This window comes from Ruegeria sp. BHSC026 (assembly GCF_059613065.1).
On the sequence record NZ_JBXWRV010000004.1, the window covers coordinates 170,578 to 195,761 of the forward strand.

Consider the following 25,184-nt stretch of genomic DNA (forward strand, 5'->3'; position numbering starts at 1 on the left):
GGTCATAACCTCAAGTCGAGTGGGCGCGAAGGGTCGGGCCGGCGTGGAACCGGAGAATCGGGGTCGGGCGAAACGGGATCCGCCTCGGTTTGAATCGCGCCTTGATGCTTCGCTTCTCCCTGCGTTTCGGAGCCGGCGGCACCATTCGAATCGAATTCAAGGCCCCCATAGCCCAGTTGCTGGAACTCGGTCGACAGCAGCGAGATGTGGCGGCGCATCAGATCCAGGGTTTCCGGCCGTTCGGCGGCAATCACCAGGTGGATACCGTCTTCCCGACCCATCATTCTGATCGAGATTCGTCCCAGCTCTTCGGGGTTGAGCTGCAGCTCGATGCCGCCTCCTGCTCTCGCGTAAACCGATGCCGAAATCTGGCTGGCGATCGACCTGGCCAATTCAGCGCCCGAGGCGCGATGCAGCACGGCCGGCGGCGGCATGCTTTCATGTGCGGTGCGGGCGGCAGACGGCTGCACCAGCTGAGGCGTCTCACCCAGATCCTCAGGCGGCTCCTGCGTGTCAGGCTGAACCGGCGGGAGCGGCTGATGGGATTGATTGGGCGACAGAGACGCGGCTGCCGCCTCCATGTTGGTGGGCGCTACGATGGGGCGCTGACCGGAAACCGGCTTGGGTTGGGTCGAATCGGTCCAAGGCGTTTCCGAAGCGGCGCGCATGCCATGTTGCCGATCAGGCGATTCGGGGCGAAGCAGCAAGGCTTGGACGGCCGTCTCGCCCCGCGTGGTCGAGGAAAGCGAACCGGCGGTTTGTGATGACGGCTCGGCGGTTGTGGCGGACGAGTCTTCTTGCAAAGACCCCGTCCGAGGCGCCACCGCCGACACCCCTTGGTTGTCTGTTATGGTGGACTTGATAGTCTTGGACGCCGCGCCGATGGCCGGAGCGCCCGGTGCGGTGGCCGTATCGTGCGGAACCGGCTTCGACCCCTGTTGGCCCTGAGGTAAGGGCGGCGGCATCGCCGCCGCGTCGTCCGGAATCGCCGGAAGAACTTCCGAATTGACCGACTCGCCCTGGGCGATTTCCAGATCCCCGTCCTGCGCCGCCAAATCGTCAGGGACGACGATCGGGTCCGCCTCCGCCTCCGGTTTTTCCCGGTCCGATGGCTGCAATGCGGCCACGAAGTCCGCAAAAGCCTTCTCAGGCTCGACCTTTCTTGTGTTGCACGCCGACAAAGCAGCGCTTTTCGCCGTTTGGTCGGGACACACTGTCAGTGGGTTGGGCATTTTGCTCCGGCTCCGTCTGCATGATCCGAACCTGCCCGCAGGAAGTTACGTTTATTTTAACCGCTCTTCGCTTTCATCGGGAAAGTTTCTGACAATTTTCGGAGTTGCTCATGATGATTTCAGCACTCACCCAAACAGCCTGCCCGGACGTGGGGACCAAGCTCAAGGCCGCCGCGGTCGAGCTGGAGGCGACATTTCTTGCAGAGATGTTGAAGGCCGCCGGCATGGGGCAGGCGCGACAATCCTTTGGTGGCGGCGCGGGCGAAGACCAGTTCTCGTCCTTTCTGGTTCAGCAGCAAGCACTGCAGATGGCCCGGGCCGGCGGGATCGGGCTTTCGGAAATCCTGTGCACTGCAATGATGGAGAAAACCGATGCAAAGTGATAACCGGCGCGTTCAAGCCCAGGCGCTTGAGGAGATTCTGGATCAGGAACGGTCGGCCTTGCTCGAGGGTGACCTGGAGCGGCTGAGCCAGATGCTGCCGCGAAAGGAGCAGTTGATCGAGGACCTGAACGCGCTGGAGGTGTCGGACAGTGACGATCTGATCAGGCTTCAGGCGAAGGTCAATAGAAACCAGAGCCTGTTGAGCAGCGCGGCCGAAGGGATCCGGACCGTAGCCGACCGCATGGCGGAACTGCGGAAGGTGCGTCAGGAGTTCACCACATATGACGCCAACGGTCAGCGGACCGGTCACGCGGTGCGGCATGCGGCCAAGCTTGAAAAACGGGCGTGATGACATTTGATTCAAATGCGTTTTTTTCCACGGGCGCGCTTTAGCACTCCGTTAGGAGATCAAACCCGATAGTGGTCCGGCACCTGCAAGACGGGTGGCGCGAAGGCCGCAAGGTTCCTCGCACAGGTCAGAACGACATTTGGCCCGCCGATCCCGGCGGGGTGTCAATGGGCGAAGAAGGCCCGAACGAACAAAGGATGAAAAGCATGTCCAGCATTCTGACAAACAACGGCGCGATGGTTGCGCTGCAAACCCTGAAATCGGTCAACAAGAACCTGGCCGCCACCCAGAACGCGATCTCGACCGGCAAGGACGTGGCAACGGCCAAGGACAATTCGGCGGTTTGGGCAATCTCCAAGGTGATGGAGTCCGACGTCAACGGTTTCAATGCCATCAAGGACAGTCTGGCGCTGGGCGAATCGACCGTGGCCGTGGCCCGGAACGCGTCGGAAACCGTAACCGATCTGCTGACCCAGATGAAAAACAAGATCGTGGCGGCTCAGGAGGACAACGTCGATCGCAGCAAGATCAACGATGACGTAAGCGCCCTGCGCGATCAGATCGCATCGGTTGTCGGCGCGGCCCAGTTCAACGGGCTGAACCTGGTGGATGGATCGGCCGGCACGGCATCGATTCTAGCGTCGCTGGACCGCGACAGCACCGGGGCGGTGACTGCGTCGTCGATTACCGTGAACGGTCAGAACCTGTCGACCGGAGGCTATTCGAGCAAAGGCGTTCTGGCCGGGTCGGACAACGCCACGACCGACAACGATGCTGCGGGCTTTACCATGGACAAGGCTGGCGGCACCGGTGATATCGTGATCGACAGCTCGACCGACAACTTCGCCGCCGGCGACAAGGTGACGATCACCATCGGTGACAAGGTCGCGTCCTACACCGTCCAGGCCGGCGATCTCGATCCGTCGGGTACTTACGACTCGGCCTATACTGACGCGATTGTCGCAGTCGGCTTGAAGAACCAGATTGACGCGCTGGGCATCACCGGCGTGGCCATCGACTATGACTCTAGCGCGCCCGGCACCCTGACCTTCGTGACCGGCACCGCCGCGGCAGGGGCTGACGCAGATCGCGACGTCACCGTTTCGGCCCAGTTCACCAATGCCGGGTCCGGCGGGCTTGGCGCGCTGTCCTCGATCGATGTCTCGACGAGCGCGGGCGCCGCTGCGGCCTTGGGCACCATCGAGACCCTGATCGACACCGCGATCGACGCGTCGGCGGCATTCGGCTCGGCGCAGGGTCGGATCGAAACCCAGAAGGAGTTCATCTCGAACCTGACGGACTCGTTCAAATCGGGCATCGGCTCGCTGGTGGACGCCGACATGGAAGAAACTTCGGCCCGTCTGCAGGCCCTGCAGGTGCAGCAGCAGCTGGCGACGCAGTCGCTGTCGATTGCGAACCAGGCGCCGCAGTCGATCCTGTCATTGTTCCGCTGATCCCAAAGCAATCCCGGGGCGCGATCCACGCGCCCCGGTTCTGACCGCCAGACCCAGTCGGCCAATTGGAAGGATTTCAAGTGACACTGCAAACGCTTGCTCAACGCGCCTACGCGCAGTCTGCCGCTCCGACCCGCACCCCGCGTGATACCGAGTACGAGGCAATTTCGAAAATCACCCATCGTCTGAAAGCGGCCGCGGCGCGAAAGGCATCGGATTTTTCGGGTTTTGTTCAGGCCCTGCACGACAATCGCAGGCTTTGGTCGGTTCTGGCAAACGGTGTCGCGGACTCAGACAATGCCCTGCCGAATGACCTGCGGGCGCGTATATTCTATCTGGCCGAATTCACCGAACAGCACACCGGTCAGGTTCTTGCGAGGAAGGCCGGGATTGAGCCGCTGCTGGAGATCAATCTTGCGGTGCTGCGCGGCCTGCGTCAGATGGGTGCTTCGTAATGGCGGGCCTTGTTCTGAAGCTGGCGCCAAAAGAGCGCGTTCTGGTGAACGGCGTGGTGATCGAAAACGGAGACCGGCGCAGTCGGTTTTCCATCCTGACGCCGGATGCAAACGTTCTGCGACTGAGGGACGCCATCCATCCCAATGAGGCCACGACGCCCGTCCGCCGGGTGTGCTATGCGGCGCAACTGGTCCTATCGGGAGATCTGGATGCCGCTCAGGCACGCCAACAGCTCTTGCGACGCATCGAGGAATTGAGCCAGGTCTTCACCGACCCTGACAGCCGCCGCGTACTGGGGCAGGCAACCGAAGCCCTGGTGGCCGAGCAATATTACAAGTGCCTGAAGGCGTTGCGGTCGCTTTTGCCGCGTGAAGAACGCTTGTTGGCCTACCGCCAATGACCTTTCAGCCGGTCATACCAACTGGCGGGCTGGTCGGCTGGCGCTTTTTGCAACGCACCTATGATGCCCAGTTGCAGGCATTTTCGTCTTCGGCCGTGAACGAGCGGGACACGCAGTATTTTTTAGAGAATATCCGCAACGTGCAGTCCGCCGAAGACCTGGTTTCGGATCGTCGGCTTTTGAGCGTTGCTCTGGGTGCCTTCGGGTTGGAGGACGACCTGGACAACCGGTATTTCATCCAGAAGGTTCTGTCCGACGGAACCAGCGCCGATGACGCTCTTGCCAACCGCCTTGCCGACAACCGGTACCGCGAGTTTTCAGAGGCGTTCGGACTGGGGCCAGGTGAGGTGAAAAAAACGGTCCTGATCACGGATATGGAGCAGATCGCCCAGAGAAGCATCGTGTCCCGGTTCGAAACCTCGGTGGGTGAAACGGACGATTCCATGCGGATCGCGCTTTTCGCACAGCATGCCTTGCAGGACCTCGCGTCGCAGTCGGGAAGCGAAACAAAGAAATGGTACGACTTGATGAGTTTGCCGCCGTTGCGCAGCATGATGGAAACCGCGCTGGGGTTGCCATCAAGTTTCGGGCAGCTGGATATCGACAAGCAACTGGAGATTTTCCGGGACAAACTGTCGGGTTTGACCGGGTCCGGTGACCTGTCGCAGTTCTCCTCGGACGCGGCGGTGGAAACCCTGACCGACACCTATCTGGCGCGCCGTCAGATCGCCGATCTGCAAAGCACGATTTCGCCGGCGCAAACGGCTTTGATCTTGCTGGGCGGATCGGCGTGACCCGGTTTCGGGGTCGCTGTTGGCCAGCCGGAGGCGGGTCAGTTGCGTCCCTTGCGGATGCTTCTGACGCCGCGCTGTACAAGCCGGCTCAACCGCCAAGGAGACCTTCGGCCGGAGTATGCAGGGCAAAGCAGGTGACGGGGCGCGAGACATTGTGGAGCTTGAGCGGCCCCAGCGGCACGACGTCGGCGCATTCGGGTGCGATGTCCTCTGACACGAGGATGCGGTGGCCATTGGTTTTGCCCAATTCTCCCAGCCGAGCGGCGATGTTCGCGGCCCGGCCGATCACGGTGAAATCCAGCCGCTCGCGCGAGCCGACATTGCCGTAGGTGACCCGACCATAGGCGATGCCGATCGAGCAGTCGCAATGATGGTCAGCATCGGATGCCTTCAGTTCGGCCAATTGCTCGACGATCTTGATGGCGCTGCGTTGTGCGTTTGACCGCGCCCGTGCGGGTTCGTCTCCGGCGGGAAAGACCGCAAGTACGGCGTCGCCGATGAATTTCAGAACCTCGCCGCCATTTGCATGCACGATCCCCGAGACGGTTTCGAAGAACGCGTTAAGCAAGGTGATGTAGGCCGACCGTCCCAGTTTTTCCTCGAGACTGGTTGAATTGCGCAGGTCGCAGAACATGATCGCGGCATCGATGTCATCGCCGTCACCGCGCCGGATGTCGCCGCCCAGAACACGGGCGCCCGTGCGCTTGCCCACATAGGTCTCGAGCAGGGCCTGCGCGTTTTCGCGCTGGGTGAAGACCTCGTAGAAACGGGCGATGACGGAGGCGCATTCAAAGACCAGTCCGAGGTTCTCGGTCGTGAACCCATCCGGGTGGTCGCAGGTCAGGGTCAGGACATTTATGCGACCATCCGAGAACGGCAGGGGCATGGCGACATAATCCGTGCCGCCCTTGGCGCGCAGGTCTTCCATGATCGGGAAGCTGTGGCGCGGGTTGGCATCGGTCAACCGCTGCCGGACGCCACCCAGACCGTTCGACACATGCCGCAGCGGGCTGTTGATGAAGGCCGGGTGGTCATGGATTTCATAGGTGGGAACATTGGTCGAAATCTCTTCGGCGCCCTTCTCCCAGATATAGTGTTTGCCGGCGATCAGCGGGTGCAGCGACCAGACCAGTACGCTGAGTCTTTGGATTGCGATTCCATGCTGCTGCATGTTCTCGGCCAGCGCCTTGGTGAAGGCTTCGGGTGTTCGAATCGTGCCGGCGCCCCGCATCAGCCAATCGATCAAGGGGCCGCTGATGTTGCCGTCCTGTACGCTGCGCAGCTGGTTTTCGCCAAGGTCGATGTGGGTATAGGTCTCGGGCATGAAACCGGTATGGCCTTGGATGGCCTCGCTTTCGGGCAGCGAATCCTCGTAGGCCCAGACCGAATTGGACAGCCGTTCGTCGCCCAGGATCACGTCATGATAGGTGGCGGTGCCTTTGAACGGGCAGAAGGTCTGCAGATCGGTCTCGGGGCCGAGGTCGACGCAAACGTCTTCGCGCGGCACATAGATGACCGGCGCCAGCCGCGTTTCATACATGACCTTTGCATTGGTGCTTTCGGCCAGAACAAGATCGTCGCGGTAGATCGCGACGCGCCCTGTCAGCCGCTCGATCGCGATTTCATAGCCTTTGGTTTCGGGCGGGGCGTGGACGTTCATCAGCAACCTCCCGTGCCGGGTTTCTAAAGGATGGGCCCTACACGGCGGTTTTCCAAGGGGGGCAACGCAGATTTTACCGGTCAGGACCCGAGCCCGTCAGACCATCTTGATGACGTCCTTGTCGATCGACAGCATATAGCCTTTTTTGGCGATGTTCTTCACCAGCAACTCGCTGACCATCTGGTTGCCCAGCGCGTCGCGCAGCCGCTTGATGCGGGTCGCACCAGCGGCTTCGTCACAATCGCTGGCGTCTCGGCCCGAGATCATCGCTTCGATCTGGGCACCTGACAGAACTTCGTCGTCCAGCCGCGATTCGGCCAGCACCGACAGGGTCTCCATGGCGGCGGGCGTGAGTTTGAAATCCATGTTGTTCAGGTACACCGTGTTTTCCTCGCGGCTGATGAGCAGCGAGGTCACCTGGATGCCGGTGCGCTCGATCTGGGCCATGCGGCGGTTCAGTGCGGTCAGCATCACAAGAAAGACCAGCGCGGCCACAAGCATGGCGGTTGCGAATACCAGCAGCACGAAGATCACCATCCGGTAGCTGGCCAGCGTGTCGGCAAAGGCGGTCCCCGATTGGGCGAGGATTTCCAGCAGGCGGATCTCGGCTTGGGTGGTCAGATCGCTTTCGACGAACAGCCGCTCGACCCGCGCGTTGAAGGCGTTGGCGTCCGGAAGCGTCCAGAACAGGAAGGCTGCCGCCGTGATCAGGATGAGGACGATCGCCGCGATGCCGAAGCCGACGAGCCGGGCCCCAGAACGCCGCGCCTCAGAAACGGAGAAAGAATTTTCCGGCATTTTCCTTCCTTTGATCCAGACCCTCGGGGCCAAAGACCGAGATGACGTTCAGCAGCGTCCAGCCCGACTTTTTCAGCCGCTTTGCAATCTCTTGCCTGGCTGGCCCCGGCTGGCAGACCGGGACCTCCATCACGCCATAGTGCAGGCGCAGCGGGTTGTCCTGTTTGGCCTTGTAGTCGGCATAGCACTCTGCCGCCGCAGTGGTGGCGAGAAGCGATAGCAGCGTGGAAACCGCCAGGAAAGAGAGGATCTGTCTCATGGGCCGTATCCTGCGCATGGCTTGGCGCGATATTCAATATCTCAGGGGGGTTACACCAATGATATCGGATATCACTGTGCCGATATTGCCTGTCTTGCAGGGCCGGCAGCAAGGATGGTGCATCACTTCCGACGGTCGCAGACGCGGCCACGCAGTTCATCCGAAAGGACGTGTCCGATGCACAAGAAATTCATCGCCCTGGTCGTGTCGACCGCCATTGCCATCACCGGGATTTCGGCCTCGAAGGCGCGGGCTGCCGATGCCCATGACATCCTGGGCGGTCTTGCCGCCATTGCCCTGCTTGGCGCGGCCATCAATCATTTCGACAAACAGACACGGCCCAAGACGGTCACCCGTACCTACAATCACATCTACACCCCGCCAAAAGTGCAACCACCTGTCCGGCGTCCACACCATGTGCGCCCTCTCCCGCCCCGGGTTGCGCGCTATGACTTGCCGCAGCAGTGCCTGCGGGTCTTCAAGCACTATTCCACAGAGCGGCCGCTCTTGGCGACGAAATGCCTGGACAAGCACTACGACTATTCGGCCAGCCTGCCGCAACAGTGCAAGGTCGGATTCTGGAACGGCAAGAAGGTCGAGCGTGCGTACGAGCCGGCCTGTCTGCGCCAGAAGGGATACCGCGTGGTTTACTAGTAATACGTTTCGAGCAGGAGCGGCGCCGTCAGACGCGCCGTGCGGGAAGGGGGCGGCGCCGATCGCCCCCTTCTTTTGTCTTGCAGACCGGGGCGAAACACGGTTTGCCAATGGCATGACGACTCCGAATTTCGAACTGGAACAGGCGCTGATCGCGCAAGGCTACCCCAGGATCGCCGGCGTGGACGAGGTGGGGCGCGGCCCGCTGGCCGGGCCTGTTGTGGCCGCGGCGGTCATTCTGAACCCGCAGGACGTCCCCGAGGGTCTGAACGATTCCAAGAAATTGACCGCCCGCCGGCGGCTTGCGCTGGATGCGGATCTGCGCGCCCGGTCCGAATATGCCATTGCCGAGGCCAGCGTGGCCGAGATTGACGACCTCAACATCTTGTATGCTTCGCACCTGGCGATGGAGCGCGCCGTGGCGGCGCTGAAGCCGGCGCCGGACTATGTGTTGATCGACGGCAATCTGATCCCCAAGGGTCTGACCGTGCCGGCGCAGGCTGTGGTCAAAGGCGATGCGAAGTCAGTCTCGATTGCGGCGGCGTCGATCCTTGCAAAGAATTGGCGCGATCAGGTGATGGTGGATTTGGCGCAACAGCATCCTGGCTATGGCTGGGAAACCAATGCGGGCTATCCGTCCAAACAGCATCGCGAGGCGCTGCAAAATCTTGGGGTAACCCCACATCATAGACGTTCGTTCAAGCCCGTCCACAATATCTTGTATCAAGAGTAAATCGTAACCCCATGATTCAAAAAAGAAATTGACGGCGAATCCGGTTTGACTCATCCTTGTCTCAACCAAATGAGCGCAAAAGCGCCGTGGATATTGAGGCAGAGAAATGACGAAAACCCAGACACAGGGCGCGGCCGCGCTCCCATTAAACACGATTCTTTCCGGCGACTGCATCGAGGTGATGAACAGTCTGCCCGAGGCGTCGGTGGATCTGATTTTTGCCGATCCGCCGTATAACCTGCAGCTGAAGGGTCAGTTGCACCGCCCCGACAACAGCCAGGTCGATGCGGTGGATGACCACTGGGACCAGTTTTCCAGCTTTGCCGCCTATGACAAGTTCACCCGGGCCTGGCTGAAGGCCGCGCATCGGCTGCTCAAGCCCAACGGGGCGATCTGGGTAATCGGCTCGTATCACAACATCTTCCGTGTGGGCTCGGCCCTGCAGGATGCGGGCTATTGGATCCTGAACGACGTGATCTGGCGCAAGTCGAACCCGATGCCGAATTTCCGCGGCAAGCGGTTCACCAACGCGCATGAAACGATGATCTGGGCCAGCAAGCGGGAAGGGGCCAAATACACCTTCAACTACGAGGCGCTGAAGGCGTTGAACGAAGGCGTACAGATGCGCAGCGACTGGGTGCTGCCGATCTGCACGGGCCACGAACGTCTGAAGGATGAAAACGGCGACAAGGCGCACCCGACGCAAAAGCCCGAGTCGCTGCTGCACCGGGTTCTGATCGGTTCGACCAACCCGGGCGACGTGGTGCTTGACCCGTTTTTCGGCACCGGAACCACCGGCGCAGTGGCCAAGATGCTGGGACGCGAGTTCATCGGGATCGAGCGCGAGGAAAGCTATCGCAAAGTGGCCGAAAAGCGCATCGCCAAGGTGCGAAAGTTCGACCGTGACGCGCTCGAGGTCAGCGCCAGCAAGCGCGCCGAGCCGCGCGTGCCCTTCGGTCAGTTGGTCGAACGCGGCATGCTGCGCCCGGGCGAGGAGCTGTATTCGATGAACCGGCGTCACAAGGCCAAGGTGCGGGCCGACGGCACGCTGGTGGGCGACAACATCAAGGGTTCGATCCATCAGGTGGGCGCGCATCTGGAAAACGCGCCGTCCTGCAATGGTTGGACGTACTGGTGCTTCAAACGCGACGGAAAAACGGTTCCGATCGACGTGCTGCGCCAGCAGATCCGGGCCGAACTGCACAACTGATCACACCCATACCGCCGGTGCCTGTGGCCTGACACATGGTACCACGCCTTGCCCCGCCGAACCCGGCGGGGTCTTTTGTTTTTGGCCCGGTGATGTTTGGATGGTCGGACCTCATATCCCGCTACAATGCGAGGGAGCATCAGCCAATGACCGACACCGCCGCCACCCCGTCCCGGTTCGGGCGGTTTTTCGTGACCACGCCGGACAGGTTCGATCTGGACAACAAATACACCGAGGCCGCGCTGGAACGGCACAAGCGCGAAGGGCTGGAACTGGCCGTCCGCGCCCGCTGGATCGCCATGGCGCTGACCGGTGTCCTGCTGGTGTTTCTGAACCCGAACTGGGATGTGATGTGGTACCATTTCATCCTGCTGCTGCTCTGCGGCAACGGCTGGTTGATCCGTCGCGCCGGCCGGGTGGGCCAATCCCGGATCGAGCTGTTGTTGATTTTCGTCGATCTGCTGATCATGACGCTGGGCATGATCGTCCCCAACCCGTTCAGCGACGATGTGCGCCCACTGGCGATGCAGTACCGGTTCGACAATTTTCAGTATTTCTTCGTCATCTTGGCCGCGGGTACGCTGGCCTATTCCTGGCGGACGGTGATCGCCATGGGCAGCTGGACGGCCCTGATGTGGACGGTGGGCTGGATCGTCGCCTGGTGGGTGGCCACGCCCATCCCCGGGCTCAGCGAGGCGGTCGCCGCCGCGTTGCAGGGCTATCCTGCCGTGGCTGAATTGTTGGACCCAAACAGCTTCATGGTTCCGATGCGCGTGCAAGAGGTGATCGTGTTCATGATGGTCGCGGTCACGCTGGGCGTGTCGATGCGGCGGCTCAATCGCCTGTTGATCTCAAACGCCGGGCTGGAACGAGAACGCGCCAACCTGTCGCGATACTTCTCGCCCAACGTGGTTGAGCAACTGAGCCAGAACGACGAGCCGCTCAAGCAGGTGCGCAAGGAAAACATCGCGGTTCTGTTCATCGACATCATCGGCTTCACCAAATTTTCGGCCGGGCGTGACCCCTATGAAGTGATCGAGGTGCTGCGGGGCTTTCACGCGCGAATGGAGGCCGAGGTGTTTCACCATCACGGCACGCTGGACAAATATCTGGGCGACGGTCTGATGGCCACGTTCGGCACTCCGGTTCCGACCCCGTTGGACGCGGTCAACGCCCTGTCCTGCGCGCGGTCGATGGTGGACATCATCGACCGGTGGAACCTGGAACGGCGCCGGGCCGGGGAAGAAGAGATCCAGGTGGGCATCGGAGTGCATTTCGGCCCGGTGGTTCTGGGCGATATCGGCGCCAATCGGCTGGAATTCGCGGTGATTGGAGACGCGGTGAACGTGGCCGCCAAGCTTGAGGCGATGACCCGCGAGATGGGGGCCCGTGTCGTGGTCTCGGACGAGCTGCGCGAACAGGCGTTACGGCAGGCTGATTCTGCCGTCGACCTGATGGCTGGGTTCGTCCGGCATGACCGGCAGGTGATCCGCGGGGTCGACCAGCCGATGACCATCTGGACGCTCTAGGCGCGCGGCATCGGCAGCTCTGCTCTGTTGTAGGGCCGCCAGTTGGTGATCTCGGGATAGTACTGCTGCCGCCAGGCCCGCACCCGCGGGTTCATCATGCGCCGCCACAGCGGCGGGATCATTGCCGCGACCGTCATCACCGGATAGCCATAGGGCAGTTGCGGGGCCGCCTCGGCTGGGTGGTTCTGCAGCAGCGGAAACCGCCGGTTGGGCTTGTAATGATGGTCCGAGTGGCGTTGCAGATTGATCAGCAGCCAGTTCGAGGCCTTGTGCGCGGCGTTCCACGAATGGCGCGGCCGGACATGTTCGTATTTGCCGTCGCCCAGGTATTTGCGCGTCAGTCCATAATGCTCGACATAGTTGACCAGCTCCAGCTGCCAGATCGCGGTGCCCGCCTGAACCAGGAACAGCCCCAACCCCGCCCATCCGCCGAGCAGCAGCGCCAGCGCCAGCATCAGCCCCTGCAGCCCCCAGTACCGCCAGAACGGGTTCGACCGGTTCGTCCAGCTCAGACCCTTGCGCGCCAGCTTGGCCTTCTCGGCCTGAAACGCGGACACCAGGCACTGGCGCAGGACGCGCGGATAAAAGCGGTGGAACCCTTCGTTGTAGCGCGCGGTCACCGGGTCGCGCGGCGTGCCCACATAGCGGTGATGCACCAGCAGGTGTTCGGACCGAAAATGCGAATACAGCACCATCGCCAGTAGGATGTCGCCCAGCCACCGTTCCAGCCGGCCCTTCTGGTGCATCAGCTCGTGGCTGTAGTTGATGCCGATCGTACCCGAGATCACGCCCATCCCGAAGAAAAGTCCGATCTTTTCCAGCGATGACAGGTGTTCGGCGCGGCTGGCGTACCAGATCAAGCCATAGAGCGTGAAAAACTGGACCGGCACCCAGGCCTTGGTCAGCAGGACGTACCAGCGCAGCGCGTCCTCGGGCGTTTCGGGGTCGGCGTTTTCAAGGTTCAGCCCGGTCAGGCCGTCCAGCGCCGCAAACAGCCACCAGGTAGACAGCGGCACCAGCAGCACCCACCAGCCGCCGGCAAAAGCGGTGAACCACAGGATCGGGATCAAAAGGAAGGAAACCCAGAAGGGCAGGGCCGATTGCCAGCGCGACAGGGTGTCAGTCGGGATCATGGTTCAGGCTCCGAAACTCTGCCGTCAGGGTAATCCCGCCCGCTGCGTTTTCCCAGAGGTCGAACTGCCGCGCCATAGATCATGCGCCTTGCGCATCACGGTCGGAAGGTCGCTGGGGCGAAAGGAATGTTTGGGCGTCACCAGCAACCCCTCGGGGTTCACCTCCGCGGGCACGGCGGCGGTCCAGACGCGCAGGATAAGGTGGAAATGGGTAAAGGTATGGCGCACCTCGGCGGGCAGCAGGGTCCAATCGGCCGGAAAGGGCGGCGCCTCGGCTGTGTCCTCGGCCCAGTCCGAGCCTGGAAAGCCCAGCATCCCGCCCAAAAGCCCGGTCTCGGGGCGGCGTTCCAGCAGGATTGCGCCATCGGCGCGCTGCGCGATGTAGACATGACCGATCCGGGTGGGTTTCGGCGCCTTGGGCGCCTTGCGCGGCAGGTCGGCCTGGGTTCCGGCAGCGCGGGCCTGGCACGGGTCTCGCAGGGGGCAGATGCCACAGGCCGGAGCCTTCGGCGTACAGATCGTGGCACCCAGATCCATCACCGCCTGGGCATAGTCGCCGGGGCGTTCGTCCGGGGTCAGCTCGGCGGCCTTCGCCTTCAGCAGAGGCTTCGATTTCGGCAACGGGTCGTGGATGTCATGCAGCCGGGCCATGACCCGCTCGACATTTCCATCGAGCACGGTTTCGGGGCGGTCAAAGGCGATGGCCGCGATGGCAGCAGCGGTGTAGGGGCCGATGCCGGGCAGCATCAGCAGCGCATCATGGCTGTCGGGAAAGCGCCCGTCATGCTGGTCCACCACCGTGCGGGCGCATTTCAGCAGGTTGCGGGCGCGGGCGTAATAGCCCAGCCCGGCCCATTCCGCCATCACCTCGTCGTCGGGTGCGGCGGCCAGCGCCCGGACATCCGGCCAGCGCGAGGTGAAGCGCAGGAAATAATCCCGCACGGCGGCCACGGTGGTCTGCTGCAACATCACCTCGGACAGCCACACGCGATAGGGGTCGGGCTGCACGCCCGAGGCCCTGTCGGCGGGGCTGACCCGCCACGGCAGGTCGCGGGCATGTCGGTCGTACCAGGCAAGCAGGCTGCGGCTCAGGTCGAAGGTGGCGGTGTCACGCAAGTTTTATCCATTTCTCTGTCGGGTTTCGCTGGCGCCCGGATGCACGCCCATTACAATAGCGGCGCAGGAGTTGGAAACCAGATGCAACCAAGACGGTCCACCACCCGCGGGTTCAAACGCACCGCGTCCTTGCTGAGCGATCGGATCCGGAAAGCCGGTGAAAGCCGCGGCTTTGCCGTGTCGCGGCTGTTGACCCATTGGGCCGATATCGTGGGCCCCGACATCGCCGCCATCGCACGGCCGGTCAAGGTGGGCTATGGCAAGGGTGGGCTCGGCGCCACGCTGACCGTGCTGACTACCGGACCGCAGGCTCCGATGCTGGAGATGCAGAAGGACCGTCTGCGCGACAAGGTGAATGCCGTCTATGGCTACAACGCCATCAGCCGCATCCGCATCACCCAGACGGCTCCCACAGGATTTGCCGAGGGGCAGGCCAGTTTCGAACACCGTCCGAAACAGGCGAAACCCACCATCGCACCGGAAGTCGTTGCCGAGGCAGACAAAGTCACGCGCGAAGTTCACGACCAAGACTTGCGTGCTGCCCTTGAACGACTGGGCCGGAACGTTCTATCCAAACAAAAATCTCTGAGAAAGGGCTGAGAATGAGCCGTATCGCAACCGCAATCTGTGCGGTCATCGCCGTGGCCGCTGGCGGCTATTGGCTGACCCAATCGCCAAGCACCGTGCCTGTGCCACAACTGGTCGGCAGCGCTGAAGCGCAAAGCGCCGATCTGGACACCTCGAGCATCGTCGAGATGGTTCAGGGGGCCGAGGATGCACCGGTCGAGATCATCGAATATGCGTCCTATACCTGTCCGCACTGCGCGAATTTCCATCAAGGGCCGTACAAGCAGCTCAAGAGGGAGTACATCGACACCGGAAAGGTCAAGTTCATCTACCGCGAGGTCTATTTCGACCGCTACGGCATCTGGGCGTCGATGGTGGCGCGCTGCGGTGGCCCCGAGAAGTTCTTTGGCATCACCGACCTGATCTATCAGGGCCAGTCCGATTGGACTCGCGCCGGCGGCCCGGCCGAGATCGTGGAAGAACTGCGCAAGATCGGCCGTCTGGCCGGGCTGAGCAACGATCAGCTTGAAGCCTGCCTGCAGGACGGCACCAAGGCGCAAACCCTCGTCGCCTGGTACCAGAAAAACGCTGAGAAAGACGGTATCCAGGCCACCCCGTCCTTCGTCGTCAACGGAAAGAAGGTCGACAACCAGTCCTATGACGAGTTCAAGGCTCTGATCGAAAAGGAACTGGGCAACTGATGACCGGGCCACTGGCCGGTCTCAAGGTTGTCGAGCTGGCGCGCATTCTGGCTGGCCCCTGGGCCGGCCAGACTTTTGCCGATCTGGGCGCCGAGGTCATCAAGGTGGAATCCCCGGCCGGTGACGACACCCGCGCCTGGGGTCCGCCTTTCGTGACCCGCGATCAGGATGTCTCGGCGGCTTATTACCACTCGACCAATCGCGGCAAGGCGTCGGTGATCGCCGATTTCTCGACGCCCGAAGGGCAGGAGAAGGTGCGCGCGCTGGTCGCTGACGCCGATGTGGTGATCGAGAATTTCAAGGTCGGCGGGCTGAAGAAATACGGGCTCGACTATGACAGCCTCAGCCAGTTGAACCCGCGCCTCGTCTATTGCTCGATCACCGGGTTCGGGCAGACCGGACCTTATGCGCATCGGGCTGGCTATGATTTCATCATCCAGGGCATGTCGGGGCTGATGTCCGTGACCGGAGAACCCGATGGCCAGCCGCAGAAGGCAGGCGTGGCGATCACCGATGTGTTCACCGGCATCTATGCGGTGGCCGGGGTTCTGGCGGCGCTGCACCAACGCCAGCGCACCGGGCGCGGGCAGCATGTGGACATGGCCTTGCTGGACGTGGCCGTGGCAGTCACGGCAAACCAGGCGCTGAACTATCTGACCACGTGCCAGGTGCCGCAGCGCATGGGCAATGCACATGTGAACCTGGCGCCCTATCAGGTGTTCGACTGTGCAGACGGACACATCATTATCGCCACCGGCAATGACCGGCAGTACCGGCGCCTGTGTCAGGTGTTGAACCTGCCCGACATGGCCGAGGCGCCCGAATATCTGCACAACAAGGACCGGCTGGCCAATCGCCGCACCCTGATCGCACGGCTGAACGGCGCCACGGCGACCTGGGCCAAGGCCGACCTGCTGGCCGCCTGCGAGGCGCAAGGCATCCCCGCCGGGCCGATCAACACGCTGGACGAAGTCATGGCGGATCCGCAGGTGATCGCGCGCGGCATGCAGATCGAACTGGACGGGGTGCCTGGAATCCGCGCGCCGTTCGTCTTTTCGGATGCCGATCTGAACCTGTCGCGCCCCGCCCCGAAACTGGGCGAAGACGACTAGGGCGGCGGCGCGGCCGTCAGCAACCGCTGACGCACGTCGTCGGCCTGATCCACCTGCAGGCGCACCGGCAGGGTGATGACCTTGCTGCGGAAGGCGGGCGGCAGGCGAACGGCGTCTTTTTCGGTGGTGACCATCTGCGCACCCAGCAACCGCGCCTCGTTTTCCAGCCGGGTCATCAGGGCCGGCGTCAGCGGCTGGTGATCGTCCAGCGCCTCGGCCCGCAGCAGCCGCGCGCCCTGTTGGCGCAATGTCTGAAAGAACTTCTCGGGGTGGCCGATACCGGCAAAGGCCAGAACCGGAGTCTCGCTCCAGTCCATCCCGGTTTGCAGCGCCGTGACCTGACCGGTTGCGTGCGGAACGCCCAGCTTGTTGCCCCATAGCTGCGCGAACCGCTCCTGCGCGGCCGGATCGCCCAGCGACAGCACCAAATCGGCCCGTTGCAGCCCGACATCGACCGGCTCGCGCAGCGGTCCGGCGGGCAGGCACAGGCCGTTGCCAAAGCCACGAGCGGCGTCCACCACCACGATCGAGAATGTCTTGGCCACCGATGGGTTCTGGAACCCGTCGTCCAGCACGATCGCGGTGGCGCCGGTCTCGGCTGCGGCGCGGGCGCCGGCGGCACGGTCCTTGGCGACCCAGACCTCGGCGAAGGCCGCCAGCAGCAGGGGCTCGTCCCCGACCTGGGCGGCCGTGTGCCGCAATGGGTCCACCCGAACCGGACCTTCGAGCGATCCGCCATGGCCGCGGGTGACTACATGCGGGGTGTGATACGCATCGCGCAATTGCTCCAGAACCCAGATTGCCGTCGGTGTCTTGCCGGTGCCGCCGGCATTCAGGTTGCCGACGCAAATCACCGGCACACCCGGATCGATCCCGGGCCCAGCCGCCACCCGCCGGGCCGTGGCCCGCGCGTATATCCGCCCCAGCGGCGCCAGAAGGCGCGCGCGCAGACCGGGCCGGTCCGGAGGGGTATCCCAGAATTCAGGTGCTCGCATCGTCCATCCGGCCTTTGTCCAACTGGTCCTGAACCATGTCGATCAGCGTGTCCACCTGCGGGGCCCCCTCGGTCACCAGATCCCAACCGGCCAAGGCCATGTCGGCCGCCCGGTCGGGGGCCAGCAGATCGACCAACGTATCGCCCAGCTCGGTTGCGCTTCTGATCACGCAGGCTGCCGAGGCGTTGTCCAGTTGGTCGTAGATGTCCTGATGATGGCCCACGAAAGGGCCGTGAATGACGGCCGACCCCAGCGCGGTCGCGATGATCGGGTCGCAACCGACGCTGCCCTGCTCGAGCGATCGCCCTAGGAAGGTGACCGGGCACAACCGGTACCACAAGCCCAGCGTTTCGGGGTCGTCGCACAGGATCACCTGGGTCACGTCCTCGATCGGGTCGCCGTTTTCCCAGTTGGCGCATCTGAGATCCATGTCTTCGAGCCGGCGCCGAAGCGGGGCGACCTCGCCCCGGTCGGAGACATGCAGGACCATCGCCAGCCGCGGAAGCATCCGCATGGCCTGCCGGTGCGCGCTCAGCACCGAGATGACCTCGCGCGGTTCCACCCAGGCCGCCAGCCAGACCGGGCGCCCCGACACCGCATGTGTTGTTTCGATCAATTCGTCCTCGGGCCAAGATTGCAGCGTCGGATTGATGCGCAGAGGCGGGGAAACCGACACTTTGTTCGTCGCCACGCCGAGTCTGCGGATCTGTCGTGCGGTTTCCTCGGACGTTACGTGGATGGCCTGAAAACAGTCGAAGGTGTGGCGGGCGATGTCGGGTACCCATTTCGCCGCCGGCGCTGCGCGGATATCCGGTTCGGCCTCGAGCAGGATCAGAGGTATTCCGGCGTCATGTGCGCGGATGACGAGGTTGGGCATGAGCCCACCGCCAACCCACAACCCGAGATCGGGTTGCCAGTGGTCCAGAAAGCTGCGTGCCGCGCCGGTCCTCTCGGCCGGAAGGCAGACGACAGGGGCTTCGTCCGAGGTCCAGCCGGTCAGGTCTGTCTCGGGCGGAGCGGTTCTGAGGATCGATAGTCCGGGCCGGGTCTGCTGCAACCGTCGGCAAAAGTCGTTCGCCGCGCGCAGGCGGCGCCGGTCGGCGATATGAAACCACAACAGTTCGCCCGCGGGGCGCGGGGGGGTGCCGTGATCCTGCGGTCTGGGTACACCCCAGGACAGCACCCGGTAGGCCGCGAGGCTGAGAGAGCGCTGTCTGCTCATGCCGGCAGGCCTTGGTCTGCAGGCGGTGCCAGCCGTCGGATCAGCAGCTCGTGCAGCCGGGGGCCGGCGGCCACGACGCCGTTCAGTCGCGGGTTCGGATTGTTGAACCGCAACCGGTCGCCGGCACGGTCCGAGCACTGCCCGCCGGCTTCGTGCAGAATCAGTTCGCCGGCGGCGATGTCCCATTCCCAGCTTGGGCGCAGGGTCAGCATCCCATCAAACCGCCCCTGCGCGACCAGGGCCATGCGGTAGGCCAGCGAAGGCCGGTAGGCCCGACGAAACGAGGGCGGTCTGGCGTCTTTCCAATGTCGCGGGTCGAGGCTGGGTTTGGCGGCCAGCACTTCGGCCTCGGATTCCGACCGGACCCGGGTCGCCTGAATAGGCTGGCCGTTCAACGTGGCGCCCCCGCCACGCTCCGCCGCGAACAGCAGGTCGCGCAGGGGCAGATAGATGACAGCCGCGATCACCTGCCCGTGCTCGGCCACCGCCAGCGAATGCGCCCAGGTGCTCGAACCTTCGGCAAAGCTGCGGGTGCCGTCGATCGGGTCGATGATGAAGACACGGTCGCGGGTCAGCCGGTCGGGGTTGTCTTCGGTTTCTTCGCTTAGCCAGCCATAGCCGGGCCGGGCGGCGGGCAGGCGCTGTTCCAGCATCGCGTTCACGGCCAGATCGGCCTCGGTGACGGGGCCCGCGCCCTGCGGTTTGTCCCAGCGCCGGGTGTCGCGACCCGAATACCGCGTGGCGATCTTGCCGGCCTCGCGCGCCGCGTCGATCAGCAGGAGCAGGTCAGTTTCCGGCAAGCGTCATCCCTTCGATCAGCAGCGAGGGCACCACCCGCGAAAGATAGGGGCGCGCGTCGTTGGCCGGAATGATCCGCATCAGCATCTCGCGCAGGTTTCCGGCGATGGTGCATTCGTTCACCGGATAGGCGATTTCGCCGTTCTCCACCCAGAACCCCGCCGCCCCGCGCGAATAGTCACCGGTGTTGGGGTTGATCGTCGATCCGATCATCGAGGTCACCAGCAGCCCGGTGCCCATGTCGCGCAACAGATCCTCGCGCGTCGCTGTGCCTTGGGTCAGACTCAGGTTCCAGTTGCTGGGCGAGGGCGGGCCGGACACGCCACGGGCGGCGTTGCCGGTGGGCGCCATGCCCAGCTTGCGCGCGCTGGACAGGTCCAGCGTCCAGCCGGTCAGAACGCCGTCTTCGACGATCGCACGATGGGCGGTCGGCAGCCCCTCGGCGTCAAAGGGTCGCGATCCCGAAATGCGCGGGCGGTGCGGATCCTCGACCAGAGACAGGTGTGCGGGCAGAACCTGCTGGCCCAGGCTGTCCTTCAGCCACGATGCGCCGCGCGCAACCGCCGCGCCATTGCTGGCCGCCAGAAGATGCCCGATCAGCGAGGATGAAATCCGTTCATCGAACAGTACCGGGAACTGGCCGGTCTGCGGCTTGCGCGCACCGACCCGCTGCACCGCGCGTTCACCGGCGGTCCGGCCGATCTCGTCCGGGCTGCGCAGGTCGGTCTGAAAGGTGCGGCTGTCCCCGTCATAGTCGCGCTCCATCCCGGTGCCTTCGCCCGAGATCGCCACGCAGGACACCGACCGGGTGCTACGGGCATAGCCGCCCGAGAATCCGTTGGTGGCCGACAGATGCACCCGATGCGTCCCATAGGCGGCAGCTGCATCCGACACCTGCGTCACGCCCGGTACGGCCAGGGCGGCGGCCTCAGCGGCCAGCGCGTCCTGCATCAGCGCGTCGGCGGAAGGTGCGGGCGACGGATCAAACAGTTCCAGCGCGTCGCCGTCCCAGTTCCGCGCCAGTTGGTCGGGATCGGCCAGCCCAGAAAAAGGGTCTGCGGGGGCCTCGCGGGCCATGGCCACGGCGCGCTCGGCCATGGCTTGCAGTGCTTCGGGGCGGCTGTCCGACCCGGACACGATGGCCTGACGCTGGCCCAGAAAGACCCGCAACCCGACATCGATGCTTTCGGCGCGCTCGGCATGCTCCAGCTTGCCGCCGCGCACCTCGACCGAAACCGAGGCCCCGTCGATCACGATCGTGTCTGCCGTCTCGGCCCCGGCTTTGGCGGCCAGTTCGATCATCCGGGCGCTGATTGCTTCGAGTGTGTTGGTCATGTGGCCTCCGACTGCTTGCATTGGACCTAGCCTTGGACAGGCGGCCCCGCAAGCCCCAAGGCGGGCCGGGTCCGGGCGCGGCGGGTGCTAGGAAAACGCGTCTGACGGTGCAGACCGCGCTGCACGAACCGGGCCTGTTCGACTGATCGCGTGGAGCGGTGCCAAAAAAAAGGGCGCGGATTCCCGCGCCACTGTCCTTTGCTCTTTCAGGCCGGATTCACTTGATCCGCTGGCCATTGGCCAGGATCTGCCCGTCTTCCTTGAATTCGATGGTCGAATTCAGCGTGTCCGGCGCCTCGCCCGGAACCGCCATCATGCCCATCATCATGCGGGCGCCCATGGCATCGTTGTCCGACACCAGCCCCATTTCGATCAACTTGTCGATCAGGGCGTTTGCGCCCACCAGTTGCAGGTTGACCACCCCGGTCGGGATCGGCATGCCGCCGGTCTGTTCGGCGTTGGAATTGTCAAAGGTGAAATCGCCGTTGCCGGTCAGCTTGGCGCCCACCAGCGAAACCAGCAGCTCGTTGATCTTCAACGAGTGCAACTCGGCCGGAACGGCGTCGGCCTTCTCCATCGCTTCGGCGGCGGCCGGATCGAAGATGTTCAGCAGGACCTTGGCCGTACCGGTGGTGTCCAGCGCGATGGTCGCCGGATCTCGTGGCAGGGCGCCGGCCGGGTCGAACATGCTCCACAGAATGTCCGACATGGTGAAATCGGTCAGGTTCAGGGCCAGGGCAAACGGTTCGACCTCGCCGCTGTCCTGAATTGGAGCCTCAAGTTTCAGGCCCGCCTTGGCCATCGCAAGTTCGATGGGAAACGGTACATCGGCAGAGGTGACCGACAGCTTGGCGTTCTTCTGTTCGACGTCATAGGCCAGACGCTGCGCATCGATGCTGGCCGCGAAACGGCCGCCGTCCGAGCTGCTGGCCATCGAAAACGCTTCGCCTTCGCTGGTGCCCTCGATGCTGGTCTGGCCCGCCACATAGGTGAAGGCGCCGTCAAAGGCGAATCCGGCCTCATAGGCGGCCTGGACATCCGCCAGGCTGAACCCGGCCGGGATCACGTTCCGGCCCTCGAAGGCCAGTTGCTCGAGCTTGCCGTTGATCCGGCCTTGTTCGCCGGTTTCCGGTTCGTTGAAATCCACCTCATAGGTCAGATCGGCGGCGGTGAAGGTCTGATCGACCGTTCGCCCCTCGCCGATCACCATGCGCGACGTGCCGGCCAGATCCGCCAGGCGCAGGCTCAGATCAAGGCTGTCTTCGGGCATGGTCTCGCCGTCGACGGTGACGTCGCCCAGCGCCAGGCCCAGGCTCTGGGCCGCGTAGTCATAGGTCATGTCCTCGGGGGCGCCGGACACGACCATGTTCAGACCGTCATGAGTGTACAGAAGTGCGGCAGAAAATGCCTCGCCCTCGGCCTGACCCGAGATGGTCATGGGAAAGCTCTCCGGCAAGCCGATGGTGACAGTGCCGTCGCCATTCTCGGTCAGGGTCATTTCCGGGATGACCATGTCGAACGCGCCATCCTCGTCCGGCAGCTCCATCTTCAGCGTCATGTTCCTGATGCTGGTGACGTTGCCCGAGGTACTCTGATCGCCGGTGACGGCATAGCCCATGCTGCCCATGTAGGACTGCCAGTCGGACCAGACATCGTTGGCGGTCAGGTCTGCCAGCGCGCCTTGCGTCGCGATAACATAGGCCAGGACGGCGCCGCCCGTGCGGCGAAGGAAAACGGACATAAGGGAACCCTTCGTGTTGAAATTCGCGCGCATCGTCGGGCCTGTGGCGCACGCCGTCAAGGGGGCAAGGGGTGGACGCTTTCCCCGTTTGCGCGATAGGACTTGAACGGATTGCAAGCCGAAAGGATTACGGGATGTCCATGCAAGGAAAAACAGTGCTGATCACCGGGGCCAGCCGCGGCATCGGGGCCGAGGCGGGGCGCGTTTTTGCCGCAGCCGGGGCCAATGTCGCGCTGGTGGCCCGCAGCCGCGCGCAGATCGACGCGCTGGCCGCCGAGTTGGGGGGGCAGGCACTCGCGATTGCCTGCGATGTCAGCGACTTCGCGCAGGTCGATCAGGCGGTGGCCGCCTGCGTCGATCGCTTTGGCGGGGTGGACGTGCTGATCGGCAATGCCGGGGTGATCGACCCGATATCGCATCTGGCCAAGGCTGATCCGGCGGATTGGGGTCGGGCCATCGACATCAATCTCAAGGGCGTGTTCTACGGCATGCGCGCGGTGCTGCCGGTGATGCGGGCCGCAGGCGGCGGAACTGTGCTGACGGTCTCGTCGGGCGCTGCGTCCAACCCGGTGGAGGCTTGGAGCCATTATTGCGCCTCGAAGGCGGGTGCGAAGATGCTGACCGAGTGTCTGCACCTGGAAGAGTCCCATCACGGCATCCGCGCGATGGGCCTGTCGCCGGGCACGGTGGCCACCGACATGCAGCGGACGATCAAGGCCAGCGGCATCAATCCGGTCAGCCAGCTTGAATGGGAAGATCATATCCCCGCCGATTGGCCGGCCCGCGCGCTGTTGTGGATGTGCTCGGCCGACGCCGACGAATTTCTGGGCACCGAGATTTCTCTGCGCCGCGACGACATCCGCAAGAGGGTCGGCCTGACGTGATCGAACTGACCAAGGAAAACGGCCTGTGGACCGTGGTGCTGAACAATCCCGGCAAGGCCAATGCGCTGACCGGGGCGATGCTGGCCGAACTGGTCGATATCGCACAGGCGGCGACCGAGGCGCGGGCCTTGATCCTGACGGGTGCCGGCAAGGTCTTCAGCGCCGGTGCCGATCTGGACGAGGCGCGGGCGGGTCTGGCCACCTCGGACCTATGGGAACGTCTGTCGGGCGCCATCGCCGCGCTGCCCTGCCTGACCGTTGCCGCGCTGAACGGCACGATGGCGGGCGGGGCCAACGGCATGGCGTTGGCCTGCGACCTGCGCATCGCGGTGCCGGAGGCCAAGATCTTCTATCCGGTGATGCGGCTGGGGTTTCTGCCGCAGCCGTCGGACGTGCTGCGCATGAAGGCGCTGATCGGGCCGGCACGGACCAAGCTGATCCTGATGGCCGGGCAGAAGATCACGGCCGACGAGGCCTTGGCCTTTGGTCTGGTCGACCGGGTGGTGGCCCGCGACATGCTGTTGCAGACCGCGCGTGAGCTGGTTTCCGACAGCCTGGCGGCAGATCCTGATGTCGCCTGCGGAATCGCCGGGATGTGCGCATGAGGCTGGCTGCCCTGCATCTGCGCGTGGCGGACCCGGCCGGGCTGGCGGAGTTCTACCGCCAAGCGCTGGGCATGGTGTCGCGCCGTGACGGGGCGGATTGGCGGGTCGGCTACCCTGGCCGGGGTGCGGAAATCGTGTTGCAGCCCGGCGGGGGCGGGTATGTCGCGGATCGTGGGCAGCGGTACTGGAAGATCGGCATCACCTTGCCTGACGTGGACCGGGCGGCGGACTGGCTGCGGCGAAGGGGGGTCAAGGTCAGCCTACCGGCGCAGTTTCTGGACATCGGCTATTTGAGCCATCTCACCGATCCCGAGGGGTTTGCGATCGAACTGCTGCAACATGATTTCGAATGCAACCGCCCGAAGGCCGACCCCGTGCAGGCGCCGTTCGACCGGGCCTGCGTGGGCCAGATCACCCTACGCTCCGGCGACATCCAGGCCGAGGATGCGATCTGTCGCAGCCTTGGGATGCGGCTTCTGTCGATACAGGATGTAACCCCGCACGGGTTCGACCTGCACTTCTATGCCTTCACACAGGAGCGACCGCCCAGCCCTGACCTCTGGGCCGTCGGCAATCGCGAATGGCTGTGGCGACGGCCCTATACCACGCTGGAGTTTCAGCACATTCCCGGTGCCGTCATCGTACCCACGCCCGACCTGCGCGGGATCGGCATCGAAGGGCTGACCGAACCCGTCCGTGCCGCGCATGGCACGGTGTTCGTGCCCGCCTGATCAGCGGCTTCGGCGCTTTCCGGGCACTTTCGACTGGAACCCGGGCGGGCGTTTGCGCACCCAGTCCAGAAACCGCGACAGCCGGGGGTGGCCGCGCAACGCCGCGACCGAGTTGTAGCGGCGGGCCAGCTCGGCTTCGGTCAGGGTGGCGTGAATTTCCTTGTGGCAGATTCCGTGCAGCAGAACCGTGGGACCGCCCTTGCCCCCTTTGAGTTTTGGGATCAGATGGTGCAGGCTGCCGGTCCCGTCGGGGATCGGGCGGTCGCAGAGCGGGCAGATGGGGCAGTCCTCGGTCATGGCGAGGCTAGATTTATCCCGGGCCCGGCCCGGGAC

The 25,184-nt window shown here is 63.8% G+C and carries 28 protein-coding genes; 16 read left to right on the top strand and 12 right to left on the bottom strand.

Annotation, left to right across the window (positions count from 1 at the left end; genetic code table 11):
• Positions 1-2: 2 nt before the first annotated feature.
• Positions 3-1,232 carry a flagellar hook-length control protein FliK gene (locus tag AC2FME_RS07095; RefSeq protein ID WP_496800029.1) on the bottom strand — a complete coding sequence of 410 codons (1,230 nt, stop codon included), beginning with the start codon at positions 1,230-1,232 and terminating at the stop codon, positions 3-5.
• A gap of 110 nt (positions 1,233-1,342) precedes the next feature.
• Here AC2FME_RS07095 and AC2FME_RS07100 point away from each other — a divergent pair, with 110 nt between their 5' ends.
• The 6 genes from AC2FME_RS07100 (at position 1,343) to AC2FME_RS07125 (ending at position 5,068) form a co-directional block, all read left to right on the top strand.
• Positions 1,343-1,615 (top strand): rod-binding protein, encoded by a 273-nt coding sequence (locus AC2FME_RS07100; protein ID WP_496800030.1) that lies wholly within the window; start codon positions 1,343-1,345, stop codon positions 1,613-1,615.
• Complete coding sequence (locus tag AC2FME_RS07105; protein ID WP_496688624.1) at positions 1,605-1,964, top strand: flagellar biosynthesis protein FlgN; 360 nt, start codon at positions 1,605-1,607, stop codon at positions 1,962-1,964. Before AC2FME_RS07100 ends, AC2FME_RS07105 begins: the two co-directional genes overlap by 11 nt.
• A gap of 206 nt (positions 1,965-2,170) precedes the next feature.
• Complete coding sequence (locus tag AC2FME_RS07110; RefSeq protein WP_496680766.1) at positions 2,171-3,418, top strand: flagellin N-terminal helical domain-containing protein; 1,248 nt, start codon at positions 2,171-2,173, stop codon at positions 3,416-3,418.
• An 80-nt stretch (positions 3,419-3,498) separates the two neighbouring features.
• Positions 3,499-3,873 (top strand): flagellar biosynthesis regulator FlaF, encoded by a 375-nt coding sequence (gene flaF / locus AC2FME_RS07115; protein ID WP_496680768.1) that lies wholly within the window; start codon positions 3,499-3,501, stop codon positions 3,871-3,873.
• Complete coding sequence (gene flbT, locus AC2FME_RS07120) at positions 3,873-4,274, top strand: flagellar biosynthesis repressor FlbT (RefSeq protein WP_496680771.1); 402 nt, start codon at positions 3,873-3,875, stop codon at positions 4,272-4,274. Before flaF ends, flbT begins: the two co-directional genes overlap by 1 nt.
• Entirely contained in the window at positions 4,271-5,068 is a 798-nt protein-coding gene (locus AC2FME_RS07125) for a DUF1217 domain-containing protein (protein ID WP_496800031.1), read from the top strand. The genes flbT and AC2FME_RS07125 overlap by 4 nt, the downstream gene beginning before the upstream one ends.
• An 88-nt stretch (positions 5,069-5,156) precedes the next feature.
• Here AC2FME_RS07125 and AC2FME_RS07130 read toward each other — a convergent pair whose 3' ends face one another.
• The 3 genes from AC2FME_RS07130 to AC2FME_RS07140 all read right to left on the bottom strand — a co-directional run bounded on the left by AC2FME_RS07130 (position 5,157) and on the right by AC2FME_RS07140 (position 7,785).
• Positions 5,157-6,728 (bottom strand): DUF427 domain-containing protein, encoded by a 1,572-nt coding sequence (locus AC2FME_RS07130; RefSeq protein ID WP_496800032.1) that lies wholly within the window; start codon positions 6,726-6,728, stop codon positions 5,157-5,159.
• Positions 6,729-6,824: 96 nt separating this feature from the next.
• Complete coding sequence (locus tag AC2FME_RS07135; RefSeq protein WP_496683970.1) at positions 6,825-7,526, bottom strand: winged helix-turn-helix domain-containing protein; 702 nt, start codon at positions 7,524-7,526, stop codon at positions 6,825-6,827.
• Complete coding sequence (locus AC2FME_RS07140) at positions 7,498-7,785, bottom strand: hypothetical protein (RefSeq protein WP_496683969.1); 288 nt, start codon at positions 7,783-7,785, stop codon at positions 7,498-7,500. The genes AC2FME_RS07135 and AC2FME_RS07140 overlap by 29 nt, the downstream gene beginning before the upstream one ends.
• A gap of 177 nt (positions 7,786-7,962) precedes the next feature.
• Here AC2FME_RS07140 and AC2FME_RS07145 point away from each other — a divergent pair, with 177 nt between their 5' ends.
• The 4 genes from AC2FME_RS07145 to AC2FME_RS07160 all read left to right on the top strand — a co-directional run bounded on the left by AC2FME_RS07145 (position 7,963) and on the right by AC2FME_RS07160 (position 11,911).
• Positions 7,963-8,439, top strand: a complete 477-nt coding sequence (locus tag AC2FME_RS07145; RefSeq protein WP_496710771.1) for a hypothetical protein — start codon at positions 7,963-7,965, stop codon at positions 8,437-8,439.
• A 115-nt stretch (positions 8,440-8,554) separates the two neighbouring features.
• Positions 8,555-9,172 (top strand): ribonuclease HII, encoded by a 618-nt coding sequence (gene rnhB / locus AC2FME_RS07150; protein WP_496683966.1) that lies wholly within the window; start codon positions 8,555-8,557, stop codon positions 9,170-9,172.
• A gap of 106 nt (positions 9,173-9,278) precedes the next feature.
• Positions 9,279-10,382, top strand: coding sequence for a site-specific DNA-methyltransferase (locus AC2FME_RS07155; RefSeq protein WP_490361517.1), 1,104 nt, complete (start codon positions 9,279-9,281; stop codon positions 10,380-10,382).
• A gap of 146 nt (positions 10,383-10,528) precedes the next feature.
• Positions 10,529-11,911 carry an adenylate/guanylate cyclase domain-containing protein gene (locus tag AC2FME_RS07160; protein WP_496800033.1) on the top strand — a complete coding sequence of 461 codons (1,383 nt, stop codon included), beginning with the start codon at positions 10,529-10,531 and terminating at the stop codon, positions 11,909-11,911.
• Here AC2FME_RS07160 and AC2FME_RS07165 read toward each other — a convergent pair.
• On the bottom strand, positions 11,908-13,044 hold the full coding sequence (locus AC2FME_RS07165) for an alkane 1-monooxygenase (RefSeq protein ID WP_496800034.1): 1,137 nt from the start codon (positions 13,042-13,044) through the stop codon (positions 11,908-11,910). The two genes, AC2FME_RS07160 and AC2FME_RS07165, sit on opposite strands and share 4 nt — an antisense overlap.
• 24 nt (positions 13,045-13,068) lie before the next feature.
• Complete coding sequence (gene mutY / locus AC2FME_RS07170) at positions 13,069-14,160, bottom strand: A/G-specific adenine glycosylase (protein WP_496800035.1); 1,092 nt, start codon at positions 14,158-14,160, stop codon at positions 13,069-13,071.
• An 81-nt stretch (positions 14,161-14,241) separates the two neighbouring features.
• Here mutY and AC2FME_RS07175 point away from each other — a divergent pair, with 81 nt between their 5' ends.
• From AC2FME_RS07175 to AC2FME_RS07185, 3 genes are read left to right on the top strand one after another with little or no spacing between them, the layout of a single operon-like run.
• On the top strand, positions 14,242-14,760 hold the full coding sequence (locus tag AC2FME_RS07175; protein ID WP_496683957.1) for a DUF721 domain-containing protein: 519 nt from the start codon (positions 14,242-14,244) through the stop codon (positions 14,758-14,760).
• Between the two features lie 2 nt (positions 14,761-14,762).
• On the top strand, positions 14,763-15,428 hold the full coding sequence (locus AC2FME_RS07180) for a DsbA family protein (RefSeq protein ID WP_496800036.1): 666 nt from the start codon (positions 14,763-14,765) through the stop codon (positions 15,426-15,428).
• Positions 15,428-16,540, top strand: a complete 1,113-nt coding sequence (locus tag AC2FME_RS07185; RefSeq protein ID WP_496800037.1) for a CaiB/BaiF CoA transferase family protein — start codon at positions 15,428-15,430, stop codon at positions 16,538-16,540. Before AC2FME_RS07180 ends, AC2FME_RS07185 begins: the two co-directional genes overlap by 1 nt.
• Here the strand turns inward: AC2FME_RS07185 and lpxK are convergent.
• The 5 genes from lpxK to AC2FME_RS07210 all read right to left on the bottom strand — a co-directional run bounded on the left by lpxK (position 16,537) and on the right by AC2FME_RS07210 (position 22,631).
• The gene (lpxK, locus tag AC2FME_RS07190) at positions 16,537-17,535 is read right to left on the bottom strand and encodes a tetraacyldisaccharide 4'-kinase (RefSeq protein WP_496742437.1); all 999 of its coding nucleotides are present in this window, start codon (positions 17,533-17,535) and stop codon (positions 16,537-16,539) included. The genes AC2FME_RS07185 and lpxK overlap by 4 nt on opposite strands.
• Entirely contained in the window at positions 17,522-18,757 is a 1,236-nt protein-coding gene (locus tag AC2FME_RS07195) for a 3-deoxy-D-manno-octulosonic acid transferase (protein WP_496800038.1), read from the bottom strand. Before AC2FME_RS07195 ends, lpxK begins: the two co-directional genes overlap by 14 nt.
• Positions 18,754-19,557, bottom strand: coding sequence for an inositol monophosphatase family protein (locus AC2FME_RS07200; RefSeq protein ID WP_496710762.1), 804 nt, complete (start codon positions 19,555-19,557; stop codon positions 18,754-18,756). The genes AC2FME_RS07195 and AC2FME_RS07200 overlap by 4 nt, the downstream gene beginning before the upstream one ends.
• A complete protein-coding gene (locus AC2FME_RS07205; protein ID WP_496800039.1) occupies positions 19,544-20,890 on the bottom strand; it encodes a TldD/PmbA family protein in 1,347 nt (448 codons plus the stop codon). The genes AC2FME_RS07200 and AC2FME_RS07205 overlap by 14 nt, the downstream gene beginning before the upstream one ends.
• A 217-nt stretch (positions 20,891-21,107) precedes the next feature.
• Positions 21,108-22,631 carry a DUF2125 domain-containing protein gene (locus AC2FME_RS07210; RefSeq protein ID WP_496800040.1) on the bottom strand — a complete coding sequence of 508 codons (1,524 nt, stop codon included), beginning with the start codon at positions 22,629-22,631 and terminating at the stop codon, positions 21,108-21,110.
• A gap of 134 nt (positions 22,632-22,765) precedes the next feature.
• On the opposite strand from AC2FME_RS07210, the gene AC2FME_RS07215 reads away from it, so the two are divergent.
• From AC2FME_RS07215 to AC2FME_RS07225, 3 genes are read left to right on the top strand one after another with little or no spacing between them, the layout of a single operon-like run.
• Entirely contained in the window at positions 22,766-23,515 is a 750-nt protein-coding gene (locus AC2FME_RS07215; protein WP_496800041.1) for an SDR family oxidoreductase, read from the top strand.
• A complete protein-coding gene (locus AC2FME_RS07220; protein WP_496680327.1) occupies positions 23,512-24,120 on the top strand; it encodes an enoyl-CoA hydratase/isomerase family protein in 609 nt (202 codons plus the stop codon). The genes AC2FME_RS07215 and AC2FME_RS07220 overlap by 4 nt, the downstream gene beginning before the upstream one ends.
• Positions 24,117-24,851, top strand: coding sequence for a VOC family protein (locus tag AC2FME_RS07225; RefSeq protein ID WP_496800042.1), 735 nt, complete (start codon positions 24,117-24,119; stop codon positions 24,849-24,851). Before AC2FME_RS07220 ends, AC2FME_RS07225 begins: the two co-directional genes overlap by 4 nt.
• Here the strand turns inward: AC2FME_RS07225 and AC2FME_RS07230 are convergent, their stop codons facing one another.
• Entirely contained in the window at positions 24,852-25,148 is a 297-nt protein-coding gene (locus AC2FME_RS07230) for an HNH endonuclease (protein WP_496800043.1), read from the bottom strand. It abuts the gene before it with no gap.
• Between the last annotated feature and the right edge of the window lie 36 nt (positions 25,149-25,184).